We start from the raw sequence: 25,502 nt of genomic DNA, 5'->3' as shown, positions 1-25,502 counted from the left end.
TACCGTCCACCTCGTGGAGGGAACGATCACGGCCGACGACCCGCGCGCAGCCGACGTACGAGCTCTGCTCGAGACGCACCTGGAGCTGATGAACGAGCTCAGCCCGCCCGAGGAGGTGCACGCGCTCGACGTCGACGCGCTGGGGCACCCGTCGGTGACGTTCGTCGGCTACCGCCACGCCGGCGAGCTGCTCGGCGTCGGCGCGCTCAAGGACCTCGGCGACGGGCACGGCGAGCTCAAGTCCATGCACACCACCGCGGCCGCCCGCGGACGCGGCGTGGGAACGGCGATCGTCGACCACCTCGTCGGCGTCGCGGCCGAGCGCGGCATGACCCGGCTCAGCCTCGAGACCGGGACGCCGGACGGGTTCGCGGCCGCCCGGTCGCTCTACGCGCGCCGCGGCTTCGCCGAGTGCGGGCCGTTCGGCGACTACGTGCTCAGCCCGTGGAGCACGTTCATGACACGCTCCCTGGCATGACCGAGCTCAACCGCCTGGCCGAGTACGGCGTCACCGACCGCGCCGCCCTCGACTCCTTCCTCGACTCCCAGTGGGCCGGGGTGCTGTCGACCGTCGCCGACGGCCTGCCCCTCGCCGTCCCCCTGCTCTACGCGCGCGACGGCGACCGCGTCCTCCTGCACGGCTCGACCGGCGCCGGGGCCTTGCGCGCGGTGGCGGCCGGGGCGCCGGCGGTCCTCACGGTGTTCGCGGTCGACGCGCTCGCGGTGGCGCCGACGACGTTCGAGTCTTCGGTGAACTACCGCTCCGCGACCATCCGCGGTGCGCTGACCCGCGTGGACGACTCGGCGCTCGACGTGTTCTCCGAGGCGATCATCCCGGGACGTACGGCGGAGGTGCGCCCCTCGTCGCGCAAGGAGCTGGCCGCGTCGATGGCGCTGTCGCTCCCGATCGACACGGACAACTGGCTGCTGAAGATCAGCGGCGGCTGGCCGGCGACGCCCGAGGAGGCCGACGCGGACCCCGGTGTGTGGAGCGGGCTGGTGCCGGTGCGCACCGTGCTCGACCCGCCGCAGCCGGCTCCCTGGGCCGAGCACCTCCCGGTGCCGCCCTCGGTGCAGCGGCTCACGGGTTCCTGATCGTCGCCCACGAGACGAGCCCGCCGACCGCGAGCAGCACCGCACAGACCACGACCGCGGTTCCGTAGGCCGCGTCGAAGGCCACCGCGTCGGTGTACTCCTCCCCGCCGAGGCCGACCGCGACCGGCAACGCCGCGACCGCGAGCAGCGACCCGGCGCGGGCGACCGCGTTGTTGACGCCGCTGGCGATGCCCGCGTGCTCGTCGGCCGCGGAGGCGAGGACCGTCGCGGTCAGCGGCGCGACCATCAGCGCGAGGCCGAGGCCGAAGATCGTCAGGCCGGGCAGCACGTCGGTCCAGTAGTTCACGTCCGGGCCGACCCGCAGCAGCAGGAGGGTGCCCGCGGCCATCACCAGCGGCCCGACCGTCATCGGGATCCGCGGGCCGATCCGGGCGCCGAGCTCGCCGCCCTTCGAGGCGAGGAACAGCATGCAGATCGTGATCGGGAGGGTCGCGATGCCGGCCTCGAGAGCGCCGTACCCGGCGACGGTCTGCAGCTGCAGCACCAGGAAGAACAGGACCGCACCGAGCGCGGCGTACACCACCAGGGTCATCGCGTTCGCGGCGCTGAAGTTGCGGTTCGCGAAGATCCCGAGCGGGAGCATCGGGTGGTCGCTGCGCCGCTCGTCGAGCACGTAGCCGATCACCGCCAGCACCATCACGACCAGCGCCCACGGGGCGACCGGGCTGCCCCACTCGATCAGCGCGTACGTCAGCCCGCCGAGCGCGAGCGCGGCGAGCAGCGCGCCCACCAGGTCGATCTCACGGGGGGCGTTCGGGTCCTTGGTCTCGGGCACCGCCCGCTGCGCGATGAGGACGGTGGCCACCGCGAGCGGCAGGTTGATGAGGAAGATCCAGCGCCAGTCGGCGTACTGCACCAGGGCACCCCCGACGAACGGGCCGATCGCGGCCGCGATGCTGCCGAGCCCGGACCACGCGCCGATCGCCTTGCCCCGGTCGTCCGGGACGAACGCGCCCTGGATCATCGCGAGGCTGCCCGGGGTCAGCAGCGCGGCGCCGACGCCTTGGAGCACCCGCGCGGCGATCAGCACCTCGGCGTTCGGCGCCACGCCACACAGGAGCGAGGCGACCGCGAACCAGATCGTGCCGACCACGAAGACGCGGCGGCGGCCGAAGCGGTCGCCGAGCGACCCGCCGAGCAGGATGAAGCTGCTCAGGGCCAGCAGGTAGCCGTTGCTGATCCACTGCAGCTGGGCCAGCGAGGCGTCGAGGTCCTCGCCGATCGTGTGCAGGGCGACGTTCACGACGGTGCCGTCGAGCATCGTCATGCCGGAGCCGAGCACGGCGGCGAGCACCACGCCCCGCCCGGCCGCCGTACCGAGGCGCACGCCTGCCAGTCCCGCCGAGTCGCTCACTCCGAAGAGCCTAGGAGAGATCGGGGGAAACCCCGATGAACGCCCCCGTCTCCCCCCTCTAAGATTCAGCAATGGCCCAGGCGTCCCAGACCGCAGCGCGGCTCGCGGACCACGTCGATCGCCTCGGTCTCGAGCACCCGCCGATCGACCTCGCGAGCGTCGACTACTCCGTACGCCGCCCCCGTGAGCTGGACCGCCGCTACGGCCACGTCCTCGACTACATGGCGCGCGTGGAGCTCGAGGTCGACCGCAACGTCCTCGAGCTGACCACGCTGCTGCCCGATCCGCCCGAGATCGACCGGCGCTTCTACGCCGAGGTGTGGCAGCCGCAGGAGACGCGCCACGGGCTGATCCTCGACGAGCTCCAGATGCACCTCGGCCGGCCGGCGGCGGAGGCCGACCTCACCTCGGTCGGCATGAAGCTCAAGATCCTGGGCGCGCTCGCGCACCTGCCGGCGTTCCAGGACGTGTGCCGGATGCTCTACTACCTGACCGGCATGGCCACCGAGCGGTCCGCGGTGCTCGCCTACAACCTGCTCCACGCGGGCGTCGTCGAGCTCGGCGAGGACGCGATCGCGCAGACCGTGATCGCCCCGATCAAGCGCCAGGAGCCGGGGCACTACGCGTTCTACCAGCTCTCCGCCCGCGGGCTCTGGACCGAGCTCGGCACCTGGCAGCGCTGGATGGTCCGCCGGATGCGCACCTTCTCCTTCGGCCCGGTCGGCGCGAACAACGACAGGCAGAAGGCCGACTTCGGCGACCTGCTGTTCTCCCTCGGCATCGACCGCGACGCCGACGACTTCGCCGCCCAGATGTCCCGCGTCGAGCGCGAGCTGCTCTGGGCGCACCGGCGCGGTCTGCCGGTCCCGCCGTACGTCACCAAGGCGTTCCGCGAGGCGGTCGAGCTGGCCGAGGCGCGCCGGGCGGCGTGATGCTCATCGACGCCGGCCACCTGCCGGTCGCCCGCGCGGATCGCCTGTCGACGCCGGCCGACTCGCTGCTGACGGTGCACTACGAGGAGCTGCTGCGCAACGACCGCGGCCGGCGGCTCGCGGTGGTCGACCTGGCCGCCACCCGCGCCACCCACGGCTCCGTGCGGATGATCGGGGGCCACGGGATCTACGTGCCCACGCCGGGGTTCACCGGCGAGGCGCGGTTCCGCTACACGATCCGCGACCGGGGCGGCCGCACGGACGCCGGCTGGGTGCGCGTCACCGTCGGCGCGTCGCAGGCCATCGACGTGGGAGACATGCCCTAGGCCCGGAGCGCGCGACCGGCGAGCCAGGCGATGCCGTCGGCGGCCTCGGCCGGCGGACCGGACGGCTGCATCACGTGGCTGAGCACGACCCGCACCACCACGTCGATCGCGACGTCGAGCCGCTCCCCCTCGAGCCCGGTGTCGTACGGCGCGACCCGCTCGGTCACCACCACCTTGGCGGCCGCGAGCAGCGGCTCGGCGTGCGTGGTCAGCAGCGGCAGCAGCTCGGTGTCCGCGCCGTGCGTCGCCGAGACCACCGCGTGCAGCAGCTTGTTGTCCTGAGCGAGCTCGAGGACGCCGTACGTCGCCGCGCGGATCGCGGTGACCAGGTCGTCGGGGTGCGCGTCGAACGCGGACTCGACCACCGCGAGGAACCGCGCGAGCTCGCGCAGGATCATCGCCTCGGCCAGGCCCTCCTTGGACCCGAGCTCGTTGTAGACGGTCTGCCGGCTGACGCCCACCCGCTCGGCGATCGCGGCCATGGTCACCGCGGACCAGCCGGACTCCGTGGTCAGCGCGACCGCGGCCTCGACGATGCGATCACGCGTCGTGGAGACCATGCACCGATTCTAGGGATCGGAAGTCGACCTTCTCCCAGACCCCGCAGTCCGGGCAGCACCAGTCGTCGGGCACCTCGGACCAGGCGGTCCCGGCCGCGAAGCCCTCGAGCTCGTTGCCCTCCTCGACGCGGTAGGTGTACCCGCAGCCCGGACACCGCGCGGCGAGCACGTCCTCGGTGGTCGAGGTCTCCGCTCCGGTGGTCGGGCTCGTCGAGACCCCAGGAGCCGCCGGCGGCGGGTACGTCGCCAGCACCTTGTCCCGCTTCCGCGGCGAGATGTTGGCCCGGGACATGTCGCCGTCGAAGTGCGCGAGCACCCGCGGATCCATCACCCGGCGCCAGACCGCGGGCACGATCGCGAGCACGATCATCCCGGCGTACCCGGTCGGGAGCACCGGCGACTCCTCGAAGTCGCGCAGCGACTGGTAGCGCCGGGTCGGGTTCGCGTGGTGATCGCTGTGGCGCTGGAGGTGGTAGAGCAGCACGTTCGTGGCGATGTTGTTGGAGTTCCACGAGTGCGTGGGGTCGACCCGCTCGTAGCGCTGCCGGTCGCCGACGCCGACCTTCTGGCGCAGCATCCCGTAGTGCTCCATGTAGTTCACGACCTCGAGCAGCGAGAAGCCGACCACGGCCTGGATCAGGAGGTACGGCAGGATCTCGACGCCGAGCCAGGCGACCAGCGCGCCCCAGAGGACCGCGGACATCAGCCAGGCGTTGAGCACGTCGTTGCCCAGGCGGAACGGGTGCTGCTGGCGGCGCGCGTAGCGGCGCTTCTCGAGCCGCCAGGCCGAGCGCAGCGAGCCGATCACCGTACGCGGCCAGAACTGGTAGAAGCTCTCGCCGACCCGCGACGACGCGGGGTCCTCCGGGGTGGCGACGCGGACGTGGTGGCCGCGGTTGTGCTCGATGTAGAAGTGGCCGTAGAAGCTCTGTGCCAGGGCGATCTTCGACAGCCAGCGCTCGTTGGCCTCGCGCTTGTGCCCGAGCTCGTGCGCGGTGTTGATGCCGATGCCGCCGATGCAGCCGATGGAGACCGCGAGCCCGATCTTCGCGAGCGTCGACAGGTCGTCGCCACCGCCGATCAACCACATGGCACCAACGAAGCCGGCGTACTGGATCGGGAGGAAGAGATAGGTGATCCACCGGTAGTAGCGGTCCTGCTCGAGCGCCTCGATCACGTCGTCGGGCGGGTTCGAGCGGTCGAGGCCGGCGACCAGGTCGATCGCGGGGACGATCACCAGGATCACGACCGGGCCGATCCAGAACCAGATGCCCCAGCCGGTGGCCGCCCAGAGGCCGTAGCCGATGAAGGCCAGGGACGGGACCACCAGCCCGATCAGCCAGAGGTACCGCTTGCGGTCCCGCCACGCCACCGTGGATCCGTCCGGGACGGTGCTGTTCGCGATCTGTTCGGACATCCCCATGCCTCCAAGTTCGGTCGCTTTACATCAGACTACGAAATGTAAAGGGTCCTTGACAAGACCCTTGCATCTGTCAAGGACGATCCGTGCAATCGGCGACGCGCCGACGCCCCGGACGGCTAGCCTGAGCCCAGGTGGGACGGCTGACGTCCTCAGGCTCGGGAGACTCGGTGCGCAGGTCTGTTCCGCTCGGCGTCATCGCGTCGATCGCCCTCGCCGCGGCTGTCGTGAACCCCGGCCCGGCCGCCGCGAAGCCGGCTCCGCGTCCGGTGGCGAGCGACGACCGCGCGGTGATCCTCGAGGACGCGGTGCTGCGCCTGGCGCGCCCGGGCGTGCTCGCGAACGACCACGGCACGGGTCGGCTCCGCGCGGAGGTCCTCGCCGAGCCTCGCGGCGCGACCGTCCGCCTCGGCGCCCGGGGCGGCCTTCGCCTCCGACCCGATGCCGACGTGAACGGCGCCATCCGCCTCGTCTACCGCGCCGTGGACGGCCGGGGCCGCACAGACCGCGCCGTCGTACGCGTCCAGGTGGTCCCGGTGAACGACGCGCCGTCCTTCACGCCCGGACCCGACCAGGTCGTCGCCGCCGACGCGGGGGCGCAGGTCGTCGCGGGCTGGGCGGCCGACGTCGAGGCCGGAGCGCCCGACGAGCACGGCCAGCAGCTGACGTTCGAGGTCGACGAGGTCTCCGACGCGGACCTGTTCGCCGCGGGCGGGCTGCCCGCCGTCTCAGCGGACGGTGTGCTCACCTACACCCCGGCGCCGGGCGCGCACGGCACCGCGACCGCCCGGGTGGTCCTCACCGACGACGGCGGCGAGGCCGACGGAGGCTCGGACACGAGCCCGCCGGCGTCGCTGCGCATCACGGTCTCGCCCCCGGCGGTCCGCCCGGTCGTCCGGCCGGGCGGCGGCGCCACCGCTGTCATCGCCGGCGGCTCCTCCGCCCTCCTCGCCCCGGAGGCGGAGGTGGTCGACCCGGACTCCGAGCTGACCCGAGCCACGGTGACCGTCGCGGGCGGTACCGCGGTGGGCATCGGTCTCGCCGCGACGACCGCCGACGGCATCACCGCGAGCTACGACGCCGGCGCCGGTCGCCTCGAGCTCGTGGGCCGGGCGAGCGAAGCGGCGTACCAGCGGGCGATCCGGGCGATCGCCGTGCAGGCGAGAGCGTCGGCCACCCCGGGCGCGCACCGGGTCCTGATCGAGATCGAGGACGTCGACGGGCTGACCGGACGGGCCGAGCGCGACGTCCGGGTCGACGCTGCTCCACCCGCCGACCTGCCGACCGTCACGGTCGCGGACGCCGTCACGGTCGCCGAGGACACCGAGGCGACCGGCAACGTCCTGGCCAACGACACCGACCCCGACGACCCCCTCACCGTCACGAGCCACACCGCGCCGGCCCACGGCACCGTCACCATCGACCCCGACGGCGACTACCGCTACACCCCTGAAGCGGACTGGAACGGCACCGTCCCGACCATCAGCTACACCACCAACACCGGCGCCATCGGCGCCCTGACCATCACCGTCACCCCGGTCGACGACGCACCCGTCGCCACTGCCGACGACTACTCCATCAACGAGGACGACGCGACGAGCTTCGACGTGCTCGCCAACGACACCGACGTCGACGACGACCCGCTGGTCGCGGACCTGGTCACGAACCCGGTGCACGGCATCGTCGTCGTCAACCCGAGCGGCACCGTCACCTACACGCCGGACCCGAACTTCCACGGCACCGACAGCTTCACCTACCGCGCCGACGACGGCGACCTGCAGTCGAGCGCGGTCACCGTCACGGTCACCGTCGACCCGGTCGAGGACGCACCCGTCGCCCACGACGACAGCTACACCACCGGTGTGGACACCCCCGTCGCCCGCAACGTGATCGCCAACGACGTCGACGGCGACGGCGACTCCCTGGTCGCGGAGCTGGTGACCCCTCCCTCGCACGGGACCCTCGTCCTGAGCCCGGCCGGGAGCATCATCTACACACCGGACCCCGGCTACCGCGGGACCGACTCGTTCACCTACGCCGCCTCGGACGGTCACGGCTCGAGCGACAGCGCGACGGTCACCGTCCGCGTCAACGATCCCACCGTCACGGTCACTGACTCCGTCTCCGTCGCCGAGGACACCCAGTCGACCGGCAACGTCCTGACCAACGACAGGGACCCCGACCCCGACGACGCGCTGACCGTCATCGACCACACCGACGCCGATCACGGCACCCTCGCCATCGAGCCCGACGGGGACTTCACCTACACCCCGGACGCCGACTGGCACGGCACCGAGACGGTCACGTACACCACCAACACCGGTGCCACCGGAACCCTCGACATCACCGTCACGCCCGTCAACGACGCACCCGTCGCCCACGACGACAGCTACACCATCGACGAGGACACGACCTGGTCCCTGCCGTTCCCCCTCTCCGCACTGACCGCCAACGACACCGACGTCGACGGCGACACCGTCTCCGTCTCCTCGGTCGGCGGCCCGGTCAACGGCAGCTTCGCCCTCGTCGGCGGCAACCTGGTCTTCATCCCGACTGCGCACTACTCCGGGCCGGCCTCGTTCACCTACTCGATCCACGACGGCAACGTCGCCACGGCGACCGCCACGGTGAACATCACCGTGACGGCCGTCGACGACCCCACCGTCACGGTCACTGACTCCGTCACGGTCGCCGAGGACGCCCAGTCGACCGGCAACGTCCTGACCAACGACATCGACCCCGACGACGCGCTGACCGTCACCGACCACACCGACCCCGATCACGGCACCCTCGCCATCGAGCCCGACGGGGACTTCACCTACACCCCGGCCCCTGACTGGCACGGCACCGAGACAGCCACCTACACCACCAGCACCGGTGCCACCGGAACCCTCGACATCACCGTCACGCCCGTCAACGACGCACCCGTCGCCCACGACGACAGCTACACCATCGACGAGAACACGACGCTGTCCCTCCCGTTCCCCCTCACCGCACTGACCGCCAACGACACCGACGTCGACGGCGACACCCTCTCCGTCTCCTCGGTCGGCAGCCCGGTCAACGGCAGCCTCGACGCCGTCGGCGGCAACCTGGTCTTCACCCCGACCGCGGACTACTCCGGGCCGGCCTCGTTCACCTACTCGATCCACGACGGCAACAGCGCCACGGCGACCTCCACGGTGAACGTCACCGTCACCGCGGCCAACGACGCGCCCGTCGCCCACGACGACAGCTTCACCACCGACGAGGACACCCCGATCGTCATCGCGGCGGCCGACGTGCTCACCAACGACTCCGACCCCGACGGCGACACCTTCGCGATCGACGCGCTCACGGCCAGGACCAACGGCATCGCCTTCTACAACGGGTCGACGATCACCTTCACCCCCGCGTCCGACTACTCCGGCCCCGCATCCTTCAGCTACCGGATCAACGACGGGCACGGCGCCACCGCGATCGCCACCGTGCACATCACCGTCACCCCCGTCGACGACGCGACCATCACGATCGCCGACATCGTCACGGGCGCCGAGGACACGCCCGCGACCGGCAACGTCCTGACCAACGACATCGACCCCGACGACACGCTCTCGGTGACCAGCCACACCGACCCCGCGACCGGCACCCTGACCATCGACCCCGACGGCGACTTCACCTACACCCCGGCACCCGGTTGGAGCGGCGCCCTTCCGCTCGTCACCTACACCACCAACACCGGCGCCACCGGCTTCATCAGCATCACCGTCACGTCCGTCAACGACGCACCCGTCGCCCACGACGACAGCTTCACCACCGACGAGGACACCCCGATCGTCATCGCGGCGGCCGACGTGCTCACCAACGACTCCGACCCCGACGGCGACACCTTCGCGATCGACGCGCTCACGGCCAGGACCAACGGCATCGCCTTCTACAACGGGTCGACGATCACCTTCACCCCCGCGTCCGGCTACTCCGGCCCCGCATCCTTCAGCTACCGGATCAACGACGGGCACGGCGGCACCGCGATCGCCACGGTGCACATCACCGTCACCCCCGTCGACGACGCGACCATCACGATCGCCGACATCGTCACGGTCGCCGAGGACACGCCCGCGACCGGCAACGTCCTGACCAACGACATCGACCCCGACGACACGCTCTCGGTGACCAGCCACACCGACCCCGCGACCGGCACCCTGACCATCGACCCCGACGGCGACTTCACCTACACCCCGGCACCCGGTTGGAGCGGCGCCCTCCCACTCGTCACCTACACCACCAACACCGGCGCCACCGGCTTCATGAACATCACCGTCATCCCCACCCCGTGAGCCCGCCGGCCGACGTCGATCAGGACCAGGTCACGGCCGCCCGCTCGCGCCAGGTGTCGTCGAGGCTCGGGCGGTCGGTGCGGTTCCAGAGCGCGAGGTAGAGGTCGACCGCGGTGCCGTTCAGCGCCCAGTCGCCGTCCTCGCGCGGTCCGACCCGGCGGGTGGTCACCGCCGGCCCGGGGCTGAGGTCGACCCGCCACCAGTCCGGTGCGTCGTCCGGCGCGACGACGAGCACCGAGTCCTCGTCGCAGCGCAGCCGGGAGCGCGGTCGGGTCATGAAGCCGCCGAGCAGCTCGTCGATGCCGTCGACCGCGAGGTCGGTCTCGATCCAGGTCTCGGCGGGGTCCGGGTGCCTCCCAAGAGCGGCCGACAGCGCGTCGACCGCGTGCATCGTGGTCTCGTGACACTGCCGACGCGCCCAGAACTCGCGCGGTGCGGGAGCGTCGTTCAGGAACACGATCGCCCGCGTGTCCGCGGGTGCGCGGGTCAGCGTCTCGGCCAGCTCGATGACGCCGTCGCGCAGCCACTCGAGCGGGTCGGGCTCGGCGCGGCCCGCCGCTTCGATCGCGTCCGGTACGACGTCGTGCTCGCCACGCACCAGCGCGGCCGCCCAGCGGTGCACCATCCCCTGGTGGGCCACCAGGTCGCGCACGGTCCACCCGGGACAGGTCGGCACCGGCGCGCGCAGACCGGCCCGGTCGGCGTACCGCACGAACGCGATCATCGCGGCGCGCAGACCCTCCAGGTGCCGGGTCAGGGGGAGCTCGGTGGGCACCCACCGAGCGTGACAGGTGCGGACGCGATCGGCCCAACGGTTTAGGTTTGGGTCCATGGCGAGCACCGAGCAGCCCTTCGGCATCGACTTCGGCGGCACCGGCATCAAGGGCGCCCCGGTCGACCTCGACGCCGGCGAGTTCGCCGCCGAGCGGGAGCGGATCCGCACCCCCGCGGCGTCGACGCCCGAGAACATCGCCGAGATCTTCGTCGACCTGCTGGCGAAGTTCCCCGCGTGCACGGGCGCGGTCGGCGTCACCGTCCCCGGCGTCGTACGACACGGCGTGGTGCTGTCCGCGGCGAACATCGACAAGGCCTGGATCGGGACCGACGCGGACAAGCTGTTCACCGAGGCGACCGGTCGCGAGGTGCACGTCGTCAACGACGCGGACGCGGCCGGGCTGGCCGAGGTCCGGTACGGCGCCGCGCGCGGGCGCAACGGTCTCGTCATCGTGACCACGCTCGGCACCGGGATCGGCTCGGCGATGGTGAACGACGGGCTGCTGGTGCCGAACTCCGAGCTCGGGCACCTCGAGATCGACGGCCACGACGCCGAGTCGCGCGCGGCGAACAGCGCGCGCACCCGCGAGGAGCTGTCGTGGGAGGCATGGGCCGCGCGGCTGACGCGCTACTACCGGACGCTGGAGATGCTGTTCTCCCCCGAGCTGTTCGTCGTCGGCGGCGGGGTCAGCAAGGACTCCGAGGAGTTCCTGCCGCTGCTCGACATCGACACCGAGATCGTGCCGGCGACGCTGCTGAACAAGGCCGGTGTGGTCGGTGCCGCGCTCTACGCCTCCGAGGGCGGCGGCTGAGCCTCCAGCTCGTCGAAGGTCGCGACGACCCCGCGCAGGTAGCGCTCGACGACCGCGCGCTCCGCGTCGTCGAACGACTTGTCGAGCCGGTCGAGCGACAGGAACATCGGTAGCAGGTGCGTCAGCACCTCCTCGCGCCCGGATGGGGTCACCTCGACCTGGGTACGGCGTCGGTCGAGCTCGTGCGGGTGCCGCTGGACGTGACCGCGCTGGGCGAGCCGGTCGACCAGGCCCGTGGAGGCAGCGGTGGTGACGTCGAGGATGCGGGCGAGCTCGCCGGGACCGAGCGGCTCGCGCATCAGGTGCTCCATCGCGACCAGGTCGCTCTCGGAGAGCCCGGCGCGGCGCGCGATCACGTGGCGCAGCCGGCCGCCGCGCTCGATCGCCTCCCGCAGCGCCATCAGGCTGCCGGTCTGCTCCCAGCTGTCGGTGAAGGCGCTGGCCGGACCTGACATTTTCACTCACCCACTTAGTTGCTAAGTTACTTAGGTATCGTACGCCACTCGTCAGGAGTTCTCGTGGCCCTCGCGCCGATCATCACCGGTCGCCGTACCGCCTGGTTGTTCGCCCTGCTCCCCATCCTGCTCGCCGTCGCCCTCATCGGCGGCGTCGGGGAGGCCGAGCACGCGACGGACTCGCGTGACAACCTGCCGGAGAACGCCGACAGCACGTCGGCGGCCTACCTGCTCGACGAGCTGCCCGACGAGGCCACCGAGGCCGCGATCGTGCTGTGGACCGCCGACTTCGGGAAGCTGTCCGAGACCGCTCTTGGCGAGATCGAGGACCAGGCCGAGGGCGAGCTGATCCCGTCGAAGGACGGCACGGCCGTCTTCACCGTGATCCCGATCGAGGGGGGCAACGCCGACGACATCGGCGAGAAGGTCGACGCGCTGCGCGAGGACCTGCGCGCCGACGCGCCCGACGGGGTCAGCGTCGGCGTCACCGGGCCGGCCGGCATCCGCGCCGACCTCGGCAAGGTGTTCGACGGGGCCGACATGCGGCTGCTGCTCGCGACGATGCTGATCGTCGCCGTCCTGCTCGTCATCACCTACCGCAGCCCGATCCTCTGGGTGATCCCGTTGGTCGTCGTCGGCGTCGCCGACCGGTTCGCGGTCGTCGCCGCGACCCAGACGCTCGACGCCGTCGGGCTGCCGTGGGACGGGACCACGACCGGCGTGCTGTCCGTCCTGGTCTTCGGCGCCGGAACCGACTACGCGCTGCTCCTGATCTCCCGCTACCGCGACGAGCTGCGCTCGACCGAGTCGCGGCACGCGGCGATGGCGCACGCGCTGCGGCGTACGTCGGAGGCCGTGATCGGCAGCGCGCTCACGGTCTTCCTCGCGGTGCTGGCCCTGGTGCTGTCCGTGGTGCCCTCCACCCGCGCGCTCGGCGTCGCGTGCGCCGTCGGCATCGTGGTCGCCGCGACCTTCGCCCTGGTGGTGCTGCCCGCGACCCTCGTGCTCTTCGGGCGCTGGGTCTTCTGGCCCAAGGTCCCCCACCACGGCGACCAGGCCGCGGTCGACAGCGACTCGTTCTTCCACAAGGTCGGCCAGCTGGTCTCGCGCCGTCCGCGCGCGGTGCTGGTCAGCACGATCCTGCTGCTCGCGGTGCTCGCGAGCGGCCTCGCCGGAGCGCGGTTCGGTCTCGACGAGGCCGACCAGCTCCTCGACCGCCCCGAGGCGGTCACCGCCGGCGAGCGCCTCGCCGAGTCGTACCCGGCCGGCAACCTCGAGCCGACCCAGGTGGTCACCAAGGCGTCCGAGGACGAGATCATGCCGCTCGTGTCCGGGGTCGGCGGGGTCGAGTCGGCCCGTGTCACCGCCTCCGGCGCCGGCGTCACCCAGCTCGACGTCGTGCTCACCGCCGAGCCGGGCTCCGAGGAGGCGCGCTCGACCGTCGAGGACATCCGCGACGCGGTGGCCGACCTGCCCTCGACGTACGTCGGAGGGACCGAGGCGGAGTCGCTCGATGCCCGCACGGCGGCCGCCCGCGACATGCTGCTGATCCTGCCGATCATCCTCGGCATGGTGCTGCTCGGCCTCGTGATCATCCTGCGGTCCCTGCTCGGCCCGGTGCTGCTGGTGCTGTCGGTCGTCGGCACCTACGTCGCGGCGCTCGGTGCCTCGTGGTGGATCTTCACCGGCGTGTTCGGGTTCGAGGCGATCGACGTGAAGATCCCGCTCTTCGCGTTCCTGTTCCTCGTCGCCCTCGGCGTCGACTACAACCTCTTCCTCGTCACCCGAGCCCGCGAGGAGGCGGAGGCCCACGGCTCCCGCGAGGGCATGCTCCGCGCCCTCACCGTCACCGGTGGCGTGATCACCAGCGCCGGCATCCTGCTCGCCGCGGTCTTCGCCGTCCTCGGCGTCCTGCCCCTGGTCGCGCTCGCCCAGCTCGGCACGATCATCTGCGTCGGCGTACTCCTCGACACCCTCGTCGTCCGCACCATGCTGGTGCCGGCCATGGCGGTGTTGCTGGGCGACCGGTTCTGGTGGCCGCGGCGGGTGTGAGGCGAAATCACCGGTGCACCGGTGAATCCGTCACTTCTCAGCCGATGCAACGCCCAGGAAGTGCCAGGAGAGGCTGAGTAGTCGGCCCGACGTGAGGGGCTGTCCACAGGTCCGTTGCTTCCTGGCGTCGTGAGCGATGCCTCCGGGAAGACGTGACGGCATGATGATTCCGCCCGAGCGACCGGCCGACGATCCGCGCAACGCGCCGATCTACCTGCGCAAGACGCTGCTCGCCCACGGACACGACGACCGGTCCATCCGCCGGCTCGTGAGCGACGGGGTGCTGGTCAAGGTGCGACGAGGCGCGTACGCCGACAAGTCCACGCACGACGGCCTCGATCCGGCGGGCCGCCACGGCCTTCGCGCCCGGGCGGTGCACCAACAGGCGCGGACCCGGATAGTCCTGTCGCACGTGTCGGGCCTCCCCGAGTACGACGCGCCCACCTGGGGCCTCGACCTGACCGACGTCCACGTCACGCGGCCCGACGAGAAGGCGGGTCGACATGAGGCCGGCGTGCACCAGCACTGCGGCCGGCTGCTCCCCGGAGACGTCACGCCGCGGCACGGCCTTCAGGTCATGACGCCGACGCGTCTCGCGCTCGAGGTGACCACGGTCGCAACGGCCGAGGCCGGCCTCGTCGTGGTCAATCACTTCCTGCACTGCGGGATGACCACCAAGGAGGAGCTTCTCGAGAGGTACGCGGTGATGGAGCATTGGCCGAACTCACTCCGCACCAGCCTGGTCCTGCACCGCGCCGACAAGCGGGTCGAGTCGGTGGGCGAGAGTCGCACCTTGCACCTGATTCTCAGCGCTGGGCTGCCCGCGCCCGAGCCGCAGTACTCGATCGTCGATGCCTCGGGACGAGAGGTCGCCCGCGTCGACTTCGCTTGGCCATCCCTGGGGGTCTACCTGGAGTTCGACGGCAAGGTGAAGTACGAGAAGCTGCTTCGGCCGGGGCAGCGGGCCGGCGATGTCGTCTTCGCCGAGAAGAAGCGCGAGACGCTGGTGTGTCGACTGACCGGGTGGAGATGCATCCGCCTCGACTGGTCCGATCTGTCGCACCCGGCACGAACTGCCGCCATGATCCGTGCCGAGCTGTTCCCGCCGCTGTCTGCTGCCTGATCATCCGTACTCCTCAGGCAGTTCTGTCACTTCTCAGGCGTTGCAATGCCCAGGAAGTGACGGTTTCACCGGTGCACCGGTGAAACCGACAGTAGACCTCAGCCGTCGCCGCGGATGGCGGCGGCGACCGCCTTGGGGACGTCGGGGTGGAAGACGGTCGGGATGATGAAGTTCGGGTTGAGCTCGTCGTCCTTGACCACCAGGGCGATGGCCTCGGCGGCGCGGAGCAGCATGTCGATGGTGACCTCGGAGGCGCGGGCGTCGAGGAGGCCGCGGAAGACCCCGGGGAACGCGAGCACGTTGTTGATCTGGTTCGGGTAGTCCGAGCGACCGCTCGCGACGACGCGGGCGTACTTGTCGGCCTCGGCGGGGTCGACCTCCGGGTCGGGGTTGGCCAGCGCGAAGACGACGGCGTCGGGGGCCATCTCCTGGATCCACTCCGCCTTGAGCACGCCGGGCGCGCTCACGCCGATGAAGACGTCGGCGCCGACGAGGACGTCGTGCAACGAGCCGCGGACCCGGCGCGGGTTCGTGGCCGACGCGAGCTCACGGTGCGCCGGCGACAGCGACTCGTCGTCGGCGGACAGGGCACCGGCCCGGTCGACCACGACGACGTCGGTCACGCCGGCCGCGATCAGCAGCGTGACGATCGCCGTACCGGCGGCACCACCGCCGGAGACGACCACGCGCACGGACGAGAGCGACTTCTTCACCACGCGCAGCGCGTTCGTCAGCGCGGCGAGCACGACGATCGCGGTGCCGTGCTGGTCGTCGTGGAACACCGGGATGTCCAGCGAGGCCCGCAGCCGCCGCTCGATCTCGAAGCAGCGCGGGGCCGCGATGTCCTCGAGGTTGATGCCGCCGAAGCCCGGCGCGATCATCTCGACCGCGCGCACGATCTCGTCGGTGTCCTGCGAGGCCAGGCAGATCGGCCAGGCGTCGATGTCGGCGAACCGCTTGAACAGCGCGGCCTTGCCCTCCATCACCGGCAGCGCCGCGCCGGGCCCGATGTTGCCGAGGCCGAGCACCGCCGAGCCGTCGGTGACGACCGCGACCGAGTTGCCCTTCACCGTCAGCTTCGGGATGTCCTCGGGGTTCTCGGCCAGCGCCATGCTCACCCGCCCGACGCCCGGGGTGTAGGCCATCGACAGGTCGTCGCGGGTACGCAGCGGCACCTTCGACGTCACCTCGATCTTGCCGCCGATGTGCAGCAGGAAGGTCCGGTCACTGACGCGGTAGACCTCGACGCCCTCGACTGCGGCCGCGGCGACCTGGAGGTCCTGGGCGTGCTCGGCGTCGGCCGCCGAGCAGGTCACATCGACGACGAGGCGCTGGTGGCTGGAGTCGGTGACGTCGATGGCGGTGACCACGCCACCCGCCTGCGCGATCGCCGTGGCGACGGCACCGACGACCCCGTGGTCAGGGTCAGTGTGGAGACGCATGGTGATCGAGTACGACGACGCGGTGGCGGCCATGCCCCGACCCTCTCCCCCCGGCTCGGTTACCGGCAAGTCGTCATCGGCAATGCCTGGCATCGTGTGACGGCCGCCACAAGTTTGCACTCTTTGGTTGATAATGCAAGAATGCACTCCATGACCGAGAGTGCAACGAGCCTGCGGGAGCAGAAGCGGTGGGAGACCAGCCGCCGCATCACGCGCTGCGCCCAGGTGCTCACCGACGAGCACGGTCTGGACGGCTTCACCATGGACGACCTCGCCGCCTCGGCGGGCGTCTCGCGGCGGACCCTGTTCAACTACTTCCCGAGCAAGGCCGACGCCGTCCTCGGCGAGATCCCGGAGATCCCCGAGTCGGCCGTGGACGCGTTCCGCGCCGGCGGCCCGCACGGCAAGCTCGTCGACGACCTGACCGAGCTCGCCCACCTGGTGCTCTCGGTCAAGCAGCCCGACCGCGAGTCGATCGAGCTCGGCCGGCGGGTGCTCACCCGTGACCCCCGGATGCTCGCAGCAGCGCACCAGCGGTTCGAGATCGTCTCCGAGGAGTTCGCCGCGCTGGTGCTCGAGCGCGAGGGCGACGGCTTCGAGCCGTTCCGCGCCCGGCTCCTGCTGCGGCTGGTCCTCACCCTCTTCGACTCCGCGCTCGAGGCCTTCGCCCAGGAGGACGAGAGCCGCACCCTCGTCGACGTGTTCGACGAGCACCTGGGCGCTGCCCGCGCCCTGTTCGCCTGACCTTCCCTGCTCAACCCGAACCCAGGAGATCGCCACCATGGCCACCCTGTTCTACAAGCTCGGCAAGACCGCCTACCGGCGGTGGCCGTTCTTCATTGCGGCCTGGCTGGTCGCGCTGGTCGCCGTCGGCACCGTCGCCGCGACCATGTCGAAGCCGATGACCGACTCCTTCTCGATCCCGGGCATCCCGTCCGAGAAGGCCGCCGACCTCCAGGCCGAGCTGTTCCCGAACGTCACCGACGCCTTCGACGAGGCCTCGGTCAACGTCGTCGTCGCGGCGCCCGAGGGCCACTCGCTCGACGAGCCGTCGTACGTCAAGGCGGTCGACTCCCTCGTCGCCGACCTCCGCAACCTCCCGCAGGTCGCGAAGGACGCGCCGATCGAGAACCCGGTCGACGCCGCCAAGTCCCAGCGCCAGGCGATGCTCGAGTCCGCCCGGCAGAGTGGCACGCCGCCGGACGTCGCGAAGGCGAACGCCGCCGCGCTGAGCCCGCTGACCGCGGACGCCCAGGTCGGCATCATCTCGTTCCAGTACGACGTGGAGACGGTCGCTGACGTCGAGCCCGCCACCCAGGAGGCGCTGCTCGACGTGCTCGAGTCCGCCCGGGACAACGGCCTGACCGCCGAGGCCAACGGCTCCGGTACGTCGGCGATGAGCGAGCCGGGTGCCTCCTCGGAGCTGATCGGCATCGCGATCGCCCTGGTCGTCCTGCTGCTCACCTTCGGCTCGCTGGTCGCCGCCGGCCTGCCGATCATCACCGCGATGTTCGGCGTCGCGCTCGGCATGACCGGCATCACCGCGATGACCGCGGTCATGGACATCGGCTCCAGCACCCCGATGCTGGCGACGATGATCGGCCTCGCCGTCGGCATCGACTACACGCTGTTCATCCTGGCCCGGTACCGCACCGAGCTGGAGCACACCGACGACCGCGAGGAGGCCATCGGCGTCTCCGTCGGCACCGCCGGCTCGGCCGTCGTGTTCGCCGGCCTCACCGTGCTGATCGCGCTCTCCGCCCTCGCCGTCGTCGGGATCCCGTTCCTCACCGCCATGGGCCTCGCGGCAGCCGCCACCGTGTTCATCGCGGTCCTGGTCGCGCTGACCCTCCTGCCCGCGATCCTCGGCATGCTCAAGTCGAAGTCGTTCGGCGGCCAGGTCCGCAAGTACCGCCCGCGGCGCGAGCCCGACGGCCACCTCCTCAACAACGGCGTCCGGTGGGCGCGCTTCGTCGGCCGCCGGCCGGTCGCGGTCGTGCTGCTCGTCGTCGTCGGCCTCGGCGCGCTGGCCCTGCCGCTCAAGGACCTGCACCTCGCCTTCCCGACCGACAGCACCGCCTCGGTCGAGACGACCCAGCGCCAGGCCTCCGACCTGATGGCCGAGGCCTTCGGCCCGGGCCGTGAGGGTCCGCTGCTCGTGGTCGTCGACGCCACCGACGTCGCCGAGGCCGACCGCGGCGCCGCGATCGGCGAGGTCACCGCGTGGGCAGCCGGCCAGCAGGACGTGGCCAACGCCCAGGTCGTGGCCATGAACGAGGCCGGCACCGGCGCGCAGATCATGATCACGCCCGCCTCCGGGCCGGACGAGACCGAGACCGAGAACCTGCTCGCCGATCTCCGCGACGGCCAGGCCGGCATCGAGGCCGAGACGGGTACGACGACCGGCGTGACCGGTCTGACCGCGATCACGACCGACGTGTCGGAGCGGCTCAGCGACGCGCTCCCGATCTACCTCGCGGTGGTCATCGGGCTGGCGTTCCTGCTGCTGATGATCGTGTTCCGCTCCATCCTGGTCCCGCTGACCGCGACCCTCGGGTTCCTGCTGTCGGTGCTCGCCACCCTCGGCGCGACCGTCGCGGTCTTCCAGGAGGGCGCGTTCGGCCTGATGGAGGGCCAGCCGATCGTCAGCTTCATGCCGATCTTCCTGATCGGCGTGGTGTTCGGTCTCGCCATGGACTACCAGGTCTTCCTGGTGACCCGGATCCGCGAGGCGCACGTCCACGGCTACTCCATGAAGGAGGCGGTCGTCGACGGGTTCCGCAACAGCGCCCGGGTCGTGAGTGCCGCGGCCGCGATCATGACCGCCGTCTTCGCGGCGTTCATGCTGCAGGACGAGCCGATCGTGAAGTCGATGGGCTTCGCCCTCGCCGTTGCCGTCGTGTTCGACGCGTTCGTCGTCCGGATGGCGCTGATCCCGGCGCTGCTCTACCTCATGGGCGACCGCGCCTGGTGGCTGCCGAAGTGGCTCGACCGGCTGCTGCCGAACGTCGACGTCGAGGGCGAGAACCTCGACCGGCCGCACCTCAAGGGCCGCTCGATCGACGACGAGCTCGACGACCTGACGGCCGACAGCCGGGTCTAGCCAGGCCGGCGAACGCCGAAAGAACGCCGAAACAAACAGAGCCAGGGGCTCGCGGGATCACGCCCGCGAGCCCCTGGGTCATTTCCAGGTCGTGCAGCTTGCGTCCGCCGCTATTCAGTGTCACTATCTACCGGTAGTCAACATCACTGAGTAGTTAGGAGCGACCCGTGGGCAAGCAGGTCACCGAGATGCTCAAGGGAACCCTGGAGGGGATCGTGCTCGCGATCCTCGCGGGCCGGCCGGCGTACGGGTACGAGATCACGTCCTGGCTGCGCGACAAGGGCTTCACCGAGATCGCCGAGGGCACCATCTACGCCCTCCTGATCCGGATCGAGCAGCGCGGCTACGTCGACGTCGAGAAGGTCCCGTCCGAGAAGGGACCGCCGCGCAAGGTCTACACCCTCAACGCCGACGGACAGGCGTACCTCGACGAGTTCTGGACCACGTGGAGCTTCCTGTCGGAACGACTGGAGCAGCTCCGAAAGGGAGACAGCTGACATGGCCAAGTGGATGAAGCAGAAGAAGCAGTACAAGGCGGCCAAGGCCCGCATCGACGCGCTCCCGGAGCCGTACGGCGCGACCGCCAAGGCGCTGCACCGGTACCTCATGTACTACGGCGGCATCGTCGACGGCGAGACGAGCGTCGCGATGTTCGTCGACCTCGCCGACCTGTGGGAGCGCGCGGCCGTGGACGGCACGTCGGTGCGCGCGATCGTCGGCGACGACCCGGTCGAGTTCGCCGAGACGTTCGCCGCGGCGTACAGCGGCAAGCACTGGATCGACAAGGAGCGCGCGCGGCTGAACGACGCCATCGACAAGGCGGCCGGATCGTGATCCGCGTGCAGGGCCTCGAGAAGTCGTACGGCGACCTGGCGGTGCTGCGCGGCGTCGACCTCGACGTGGCGCCGGGCAGCATCGTCGCCCTGCTCGGCTCGAACGGCGCGGGCAAGACCACCGTGCTCAAGATCCTCGCCACGCTGCTGAAGGCCGACGCCGGGACCGCCACCATCGGCGGCTTCGACGTCGCCACCCGGCCGGCCGACGTCCGCGAGACGATCAGCCTCACCGGGCAGTTCGCGGCCGTGGACGAGAACCTCAGCGGCCGGGAGAACCTGGTGCTGGTGGCGCGGCTGCGGCACCTCAAGGACGCGGTCGCGGTCGCCGACGACCTGCTGGCGCGCTTCGACCTGACCGACGCGGGCGCGCGCCGGGTCGCGACGTACTCCGGAGGGATGCGCCGCCGCCTGGACATCGCGATGAGCCTGATCGGGGACCCGCCGGTGATCTTCCTCGACGAGCCGACCACCGGGCTCGACCCCCAGTCGCGCCAGGAGGTGTGGACCACCGTCGAGGCGCTCGCCGAGCGGGGCACCACGATCCTGCTCACCACGCAGTACCTCGACGAGGCCGAGCGTCTCGCCGACCGGATCGCGATCCTCCACGGCGGCCGGATCATCGCCGACGGGACGCTGGCCGAGCTCAAGCGGCTCTTCCCGCCCGCGACGGTCGAGTACGTCGAGAAGCAGCCCACCCTCGAGGAGATCTTCCTCGCGATCATCGGAGAAGCGGCATGAGCACCCACTCCCTCAACCACACGATCGCCGACACCACGGTCCTCACCGGCCGCTCGGTCCGGCACATCACCCGCAGCCTGGACACGATCATCACGACCGCGGTGATGCCGGTCGCGATCATGGTGCTGTTCGTCTACGTGTTCGGCGGCGCCATCGACACCGGCGACGCCGCGAGCGTGGACTACATGCTCCCGGGCATCCTGCTGATCACCATCGCCTCCGGCGTCACCTACACCGCCGTCCGGCTGTTCACGGACATGCAGAGCGGGATCTTCGAGCGCTTCCAGTCGATGCCGGTCGCCCGCTCCGCCGCGCTCTGGGCGCACGTGCTGACGTCGCTGCTCGCGAACGCGGTCTCCCTGGTGATCGTGGTCGCCGTCGCCGTGCTGATGGGCTTCCGCACCGGAGCGGGACCGCTGGCCTGGCTGGCGGTCGCCGGGATCCTGGCACTGTTCACCCTCGGCCTGACCTGGCTCGCGGTGAACGCCGGTCTCTCCGCGAAGAGCGTGGACGGCGCGAGCGCGTTCGCCTACCCGCTGATGTTCCTGCCGTTCATCAGCTCGGCATTCGTGCCCACCGAGACGATGCCCGCACCGGTGCAGGCGTTCGCCGAGCACCAGCCGGTGACCCCGATCGTGAACACGATCCGCAGCCTCTTCGAGCAGCAGCCGGTCGGCACCGACGGCTGGGTCGCCGTCGCCTGGTGCGTCGCGATCCTGGTCCTCGCCTACGCGCTGGCGACCGCGACGTACCGCCGCAAGACCGCGTGACGCGAACGGCTCACAGGAGCCGAGCGCGGACCCGGGCCGACTGCTGGTAGCCGACCGGGTTCGCGTGGCCGTCGAGCAGCACCACGACGCTGCGGTTGCCGAGGTCGAGCACGACCCGGCCGGGCTCGAGCTCGAGGACGTCGCCGCTGATGAGGTACTCCTCCCCCTGCAGGCGCTCCAGGAGTACGTCGGCGTCGCCGCGCTCGACGTCCTGGAGGGCGATCGCCTGGAGCTGGCCGCGCAGCCGGCCGCTGGAGCGCCACAGCAGCACGAACACCAGCAGCAGGATCAGGTCGGCGACCAGCGTGAAGACCAGCACGATGCTGCTCTCGACCTGGCCGTCGACGCGGAACGCCGCGGGGTCGTCCTCGAGCACGCGCACCTGCAGCTCACCGGTGCGCTGCGCCTCGTCGTACGTCTCCTGGTCGACCTCGGCGTGCCAGGACTGCTGGTCGGGGTCGATGTCCTCGGGGAACCGGAACGTCACCCAGCTGCCGTCCTGGGTCGACCCGTCGGTGACCGTCGCGGTCACGTCGACGCCGTCGGCCTGGACGCGTGAGTCGGTCCAGGTGCTGTGCAGGAGCGGCAGGTTGACCACGACCGCGAGGAAGACCAGCAGCAGCAGCGAGTTGCGTTTGCTCCGGTTCATCTGGCGCGCCATGCGGCCCAGTATCTCGGGCCAGTATCTCGGCCCGGTATCTCGGCGCGGTCTCGCGGGCTACTGCAGGGTCGCGGTCAGCCGCATCAGGTTGTCGAGGTAGCGCTGGCCGCGGCTGCGCCGCTGCCACTCCTCGAGCGTGAGCTCGGTCGAGAGCGCGCGGTAGGTGTCCTGGACCTGGGCGAGCCGGGCGACGACCTCGGGCCCGGTCATCATCATCACGACCTCGTAGTTGAGGACGAACGACCGCATGTCCATGTTGCTCGAGCCGACCACCGCGACCTGGTCGTCGACCGAGAAGTGCTTGGCGTGCAGCACGAACGGCTCCGGGTAGAGCCAGATCCGGACCCCGGCGGTCAGCAGCGCCTCGTAGTACGACCGCTGTGCGTGGGCGACCATGAACTGGTCGGCGGTCGCGCCCACGAACAGCTCGACCTCGACACCGCGCTGCGCGGCGGTCGTGACGGCGTACAGCAGGGAGTCGTCGGGGACGAAGTACGGGCTGGTCAGCGACAGCCGCTTCTCCGCGGAGTAGATCATCGAGTTGAACAGCCGCAGGTTGTTCTCGGTGACGAAGCCCGGACCGCTCGGCACGACCTGCACGCCCACGCCCGTCAGGGCGCCGGGGCGGTCGGACGGCGGCGGCGGGACGGACCCGATGACGTGACCGAGGTTCTCGCCGGTCTCGGTGAACCAGTCGGTCGCGAAGACGACGTTCAGCTCCTGGACCACCGGGCCCTCGACCCGCGCGATCAGCTCGACCCAGGCGCGGCCGAGCTTCTGGTTCTTCGGCTTGTCGTAGCAGGCCTCGATGAGGTTCTGCGAGCCGCTGAAGGCGACCCGGCCGTCGACGACCAGGATCTTGCGGTGGTTGCGCAGGTCGGGCCGGCGGAACTCGCCCTTGAACGGCCGGATCGGGAGCATCGGCGCGTACTGGATCTTCGTCCCGTCGAGCTTCTTGAGGAAGTCCTTGTAGCCCGGGATGCCCTTGGAGCCGAGGTGGTCGAAGAGGAAGCGGACCGTCACGCCGCGCTCGGTGGCGCGCACGAGCTCCTCGAAGAACGGAGCGGTCACGTGGTCCCACGACGAGATGTAGAACTGCACGTTCACGTAGTCGGTGGCGGTCGCGACCTCGGCGGTCATCGCGTCGATCTGCGCCTGGTAGTCCTCGATCAGCTCGACGGTGTTGCCGAAGCTGAGCGGGAGGACACCGAGCCGCCGGTTCAGCTTCGCGAACGTCTGCACCAGCGGCGGCAGCTCGAGCCGCTTGTGCTCGTCCTCGATGTCCTCGAGGTGAGCGGCGGCGAGGATCGCCTCGTTGACCTCCTCCTGCTGTGCCCGGCGCTTCTTCCCCACCGTGGTCCGGCCGAAGAGCAGGAAGAGCAGGAAGCCGAACAGCGGGATGGCGATGATCAGCAGCAGCCACGCCATCGCGGTCTGCGGGCGCCGGCCACCCGGCAGCACGACCAGGGCCGCGGCGATGATCACGATCTCGATCGCCAAGATGATCGCGCCCAGGATCGCACCCTGGGTCGGCCCCCACTCGAACATGTCGGACACGCTAGAGATCCGGCGGACGTCGGAGGTCACCCGAGTCGGGTGAGCCAGGGAGCGGTGCCGCACCCGCACGATGTGGGCGTGTCGTCGACCACTCCTGCCCGGACATCGGCCCTCCCCCGCGGCGTGCTCGTCCTCGTGGGCCTGGCGGCGGCGACCATCGTCATCGCCGGGTTGCGCGGCATCGCGGACATCTTCGCGCCGCTGTTCCTCGCGCTGATCCTCACGGTGCTCGCGCACCCGCTGCGCCGGTGGCTCGGCAAGAAGATGCCGTCCTGGGTGGCGTCGACCGTCTGCATCGCGGTCGTCTACATCGGCGTCGTGCTGTTCGCGCTCGCCGTGCTGGTGTCGGTGGCGCGGTTCGCGACGCTGCTGCCGACGTACGCCGACGAGTTCACGTCCCGGCTGGACGACCTCACGAAGTGGCTCAAGGACGTCGGCGTCGACCAGGCGCAGATCGAGAAGGTCGGCTCCTCGTTCGACATCGGGCAGCTCAGCGGGTTCATCGCGGACCTGCTCGGCGAGCTCATGGGCCTCGTCTCGAACCTCTTCTTCATCCTGGCGCTGGTGCTGTTCATGACCGTCGACGGCACCAGCTTCCCGCGCCAGCTCGAGCGGGCCCGGGCGGCCAAGCCGGCGATCATCGAGGGCCTCGAGGACTTCGCCCACGGCACCCGTCGCTACCTCGGCGTCGCCACCGTCTTCGGCCTGATCGTCGCGGTGCTCGACACCGCCGCGCTGGTGATCCTGGGGGTGCCGCTGGCGCTGACGTGGGGCCTGCTGGCGTTCATCACCAACTACATCCCGAACATCGGGTTCGTCATCGGGCTGATCCCGCCGGCGATCCTGGCGCTCCTCGAGGGCGGCCCGAGCCTGATGCTCGCGGTGATCGCGGTCTACTGCGTGCTGAACGTGGTGATCCAGTCGGTCATCCAGCCCAAGGTCGTCGGGGACGCCGTCGGGCTGTCGACGACCCTCAGCTTCTTCTCGCTGATCTTCTGGACCTGGGTGATCGGCCCGCTCGGCGCGATCCTCGCGATCCCGCTGACCCTGTTCGCCAAGGCGCTGCTCGTCGACGCCGACCCGGACACGAAGTGGCTCAGACCGCTGATCTCCAACCAGGACGAGCCGGACGCCGAGGCGCCGGTCACCTGAGCC

The 25,502-nt window shown here is 70.7% G+C and carries 23 protein-coding genes; 15 read left to right on the top strand and 8 right to left on the bottom strand.

Annotated elements, in window-relative coordinates; translation table 11 throughout:
- Nucleotides 1-13 precede the first annotated feature (13 nt).
- A complete protein-coding gene (locus MJ604_RS11010; RefSeq protein ID WP_243058376.1) occupies nt 14-478 on the top strand; it encodes a GNAT family N-acetyltransferase in 465 nt (154 codons plus the stop codon).
- Entirely contained in the window at nt 475-1,095 is a 621-nt protein-coding gene (locus MJ604_RS11005) for a pyridoxamine 5'-phosphate oxidase family protein (protein ID WP_243058375.1), read from the top strand. The genes MJ604_RS11010 and MJ604_RS11005 overlap by 4 nt, the downstream gene beginning before the upstream one ends.
- Here the strand turns inward: MJ604_RS11005 and MJ604_RS11000 are convergent.
- Complete coding sequence (locus MJ604_RS11000; protein ID WP_243058374.1) at nt 1,082-2,470, bottom strand: MFS transporter; 1,389 nt, start codon at nt 2,468-2,470, stop codon at nt 1,082-1,084. The genes MJ604_RS11005 and MJ604_RS11000 overlap by 14 nt on opposite strands.
- A gap of 71 nt (nt 2,471-2,541) precedes the next feature.
- Between MJ604_RS11000 and MJ604_RS10995 the strand changes: the two genes are divergently transcribed.
- Together MJ604_RS10995 and MJ604_RS10990 are read left to right on the top strand one after the other, a co-directional pair.
- Entirely contained in the window at nt 2,542-3,402 is an 861-nt protein-coding gene (locus MJ604_RS10995; protein WP_243058373.1) for a GTP-binding protein LepA, read from the top strand.
- The gene (locus MJ604_RS10990) at nt 3,402-3,728 is read left to right on the top strand and encodes an Ig-like domain-containing protein (RefSeq protein WP_243058688.1); all 327 of its coding nucleotides are present in this window, start codon (nt 3,402-3,404) and stop codon (nt 3,726-3,728) included. The genes MJ604_RS10995 and MJ604_RS10990 overlap by 1 nt, the downstream gene beginning before the upstream one ends.
- Here MJ604_RS10990 and MJ604_RS10985 read toward each other — a convergent pair.
- On the bottom strand, nt 3,725-4,288 hold the full coding sequence (locus tag MJ604_RS10985; protein ID WP_243058372.1) for a TetR/AcrR family transcriptional regulator: 564 nt from the start codon (nt 4,286-4,288) through the stop codon (nt 3,725-3,727). The genes MJ604_RS10990 and MJ604_RS10985 overlap by 4 nt on opposite strands.
- The gene (locus MJ604_RS24405; RefSeq protein ID WP_243058371.1) at nt 4,269-5,705 is read right to left on the bottom strand and encodes a fatty acid desaturase; all 1,437 of its coding nucleotides are present in this window, start codon (nt 5,703-5,705) and stop codon (nt 4,269-4,271) included. Before MJ604_RS24405 ends, MJ604_RS10985 begins: the two co-directional genes overlap by 20 nt.
- A gap of 173 nt (nt 5,706-5,878) precedes the next feature.
- Here MJ604_RS24405 and MJ604_RS10975 point away from each other — a divergent pair, with 173 nt between their 5' ends.
- Nucleotides 5,879-10,024 carry an Ig-like domain-containing protein gene (locus MJ604_RS10975; RefSeq protein WP_243058370.1) on the top strand — a complete coding sequence of 1,382 codons (4,146 nt, stop codon included), beginning with the start codon at nt 5,879-5,881 and terminating at the stop codon, nt 10,022-10,024.
- Between the two features lie 19 nt (nt 10,025-10,043).
- Here MJ604_RS10975 and MJ604_RS10970 read toward each other — a convergent pair whose 3' ends face one another.
- Nucleotides 10,044-10,799: a maleylpyruvate isomerase family mycothiol-dependent enzyme gene (locus MJ604_RS10970; RefSeq protein WP_243058369.1), complete on the bottom strand. Its 756-nt coding sequence runs from the start codon at nt 10,797-10,799 to the stop codon at nt 10,044-10,046.
- Between the two features lie 55 nt (nt 10,800-10,854).
- Between MJ604_RS10970 and ppgK the strand changes: the two genes are divergently transcribed.
- The gene (gene ppgK / locus MJ604_RS10965) at nt 10,855-11,610 is read left to right on the top strand and encodes a polyphosphate--glucose phosphotransferase (protein WP_243058368.1); all 756 of its coding nucleotides are present in this window, start codon (nt 10,855-10,857) and stop codon (nt 11,608-11,610) included.
- On the opposite strand, the gene MJ604_RS10960 is transcribed toward ppgK, so the two are convergent.
- Nucleotides 11,586-12,065 carry a MarR family winged helix-turn-helix transcriptional regulator gene (locus tag MJ604_RS10960; protein ID WP_243058367.1) on the bottom strand — a complete coding sequence of 160 codons (480 nt, stop codon included), beginning with the start codon at nt 12,063-12,065 and terminating at the stop codon, nt 11,586-11,588. The two genes, ppgK and MJ604_RS10960, sit on opposite strands and share 25 nt — an antisense overlap.
- Nucleotides 12,066-12,128: 63 nt before the next feature.
- On the opposite strand from MJ604_RS10960, the gene MJ604_RS10955 reads away from it, so the two are divergent.
- Complete coding sequence (locus tag MJ604_RS10955) at nt 12,129-14,117, top strand: MMPL family transporter (protein WP_243058366.1); 1,989 nt, start codon at nt 12,129-12,131, stop codon at nt 14,115-14,117.
- 163 nt (nt 14,118-14,280) lie between these two features.
- Nucleotides 14,281-15,240, top strand: coding sequence for a type IV toxin-antitoxin system AbiEi family antitoxin domain-containing protein (locus MJ604_RS10950; protein ID WP_243058365.1), 960 nt, complete (start codon nt 14,281-14,283; stop codon nt 15,238-15,240).
- Nucleotides 15,241-15,338: 98 nt separating this feature from the next.
- On the opposite strand, the gene MJ604_RS10945 is transcribed toward MJ604_RS10950, so the two are convergent.
- Entirely contained in the window at nt 15,339-16,715 is a 1,377-nt protein-coding gene (locus MJ604_RS10945; protein WP_243058364.1) for an NAD-dependent malic enzyme, read from the bottom strand.
- Nucleotides 16,716-16,832: 117 nt separating this feature from the next.
- Between MJ604_RS10945 and MJ604_RS10940 the strand changes: the two genes are divergently transcribed.
- From MJ604_RS10940 to MJ604_RS10915, 6 genes are all read left to right on the top strand, one after another.
- Entirely contained in the window at nt 16,833-17,426 is a 594-nt protein-coding gene (locus MJ604_RS10940; protein ID WP_243058363.1) for a TetR/AcrR family transcriptional regulator, read from the top strand.
- Nucleotides 17,427-17,463: 37 nt separating this feature from the next.
- Nucleotides 17,464-19,785, top strand: a complete 2,322-nt coding sequence (locus tag MJ604_RS10935; RefSeq protein WP_243058362.1) for an MMPL family transporter — start codon at nt 17,464-17,466, stop codon at nt 19,783-19,785.
- Between the two features lie 167 nt (nt 19,786-19,952).
- Entirely contained in the window at nt 19,953-20,282 is a 330-nt protein-coding gene (locus MJ604_RS10930; RefSeq protein ID WP_243058361.1) for a PadR family transcriptional regulator, read from the top strand.
- A 1-nt stretch (nt 20,283) separates the two neighbouring features.
- Entirely contained in the window at nt 20,284-20,619 is a 336-nt protein-coding gene (locus MJ604_RS10925; protein ID WP_243058360.1) for a DUF1048 domain-containing protein, read from the top strand.
- On the top strand, nt 20,616-21,359 hold the full coding sequence (locus MJ604_RS10920) for an ABC transporter ATP-binding protein (RefSeq protein ID WP_374458349.1): 744 nt from the start codon (nt 20,616-20,618) through the stop codon (nt 21,357-21,359). Before MJ604_RS10925 ends, MJ604_RS10920 begins: the two co-directional genes overlap by 4 nt.
- Nucleotides 21,356-22,129, top strand: coding sequence for an ABC transporter permease (locus tag MJ604_RS10915; RefSeq protein ID WP_243058359.1), 774 nt, complete (start codon nt 21,356-21,358; stop codon nt 22,127-22,129). The genes MJ604_RS10920 and MJ604_RS10915 overlap by 4 nt, the downstream gene beginning before the upstream one ends.
- A 10-nt stretch (nt 22,130-22,139) precedes the next feature.
- On the opposite strand, the gene MJ604_RS10910 is transcribed toward MJ604_RS10915, so the two are convergent.
- Both MJ604_RS10910 and cls read right to left on the bottom strand, forming a co-directional pair.
- Nucleotides 22,140-22,790, bottom strand: a complete 651-nt coding sequence (locus tag MJ604_RS10910) for a hypothetical protein (RefSeq protein ID WP_243058358.1) — start codon at nt 22,788-22,790, stop codon at nt 22,140-22,142.
- Nucleotides 22,791-22,847: 57 nt separating this feature from the next.
- Nucleotides 22,848-24,338 (bottom strand): cardiolipin synthase, encoded by a 1,491-nt coding sequence (cls, locus tag MJ604_RS10905; RefSeq protein WP_243058357.1) that lies wholly within the window; start codon nt 24,336-24,338, stop codon nt 22,848-22,850.
- Between the two features lie 87 nt (nt 24,339-24,425).
- Between cls and MJ604_RS10900 the strand changes: the two genes are divergently transcribed.
- Nucleotides 24,426-25,499, top strand: a complete 1,074-nt coding sequence (locus tag MJ604_RS10900) for an AI-2E family transporter (protein WP_243058356.1) — start codon at nt 24,426-24,428, stop codon at nt 25,497-25,499.
- Nucleotides 25,500-25,502: the final 3 nt, after the last annotated feature.

It is taken from the genome of Nocardioides sp. SR21 (assembly GCF_022761125.1).
Taxonomy (GTDB): Bacteria; Actinomycetota; Actinomycetes; order Propionibacteriales; family Nocardioidaceae; genus Nocardioides.
Note: the sequence above shows the minus strand (reverse complement) of the source record. Positions and strands in the feature narration are given on the sequence as shown.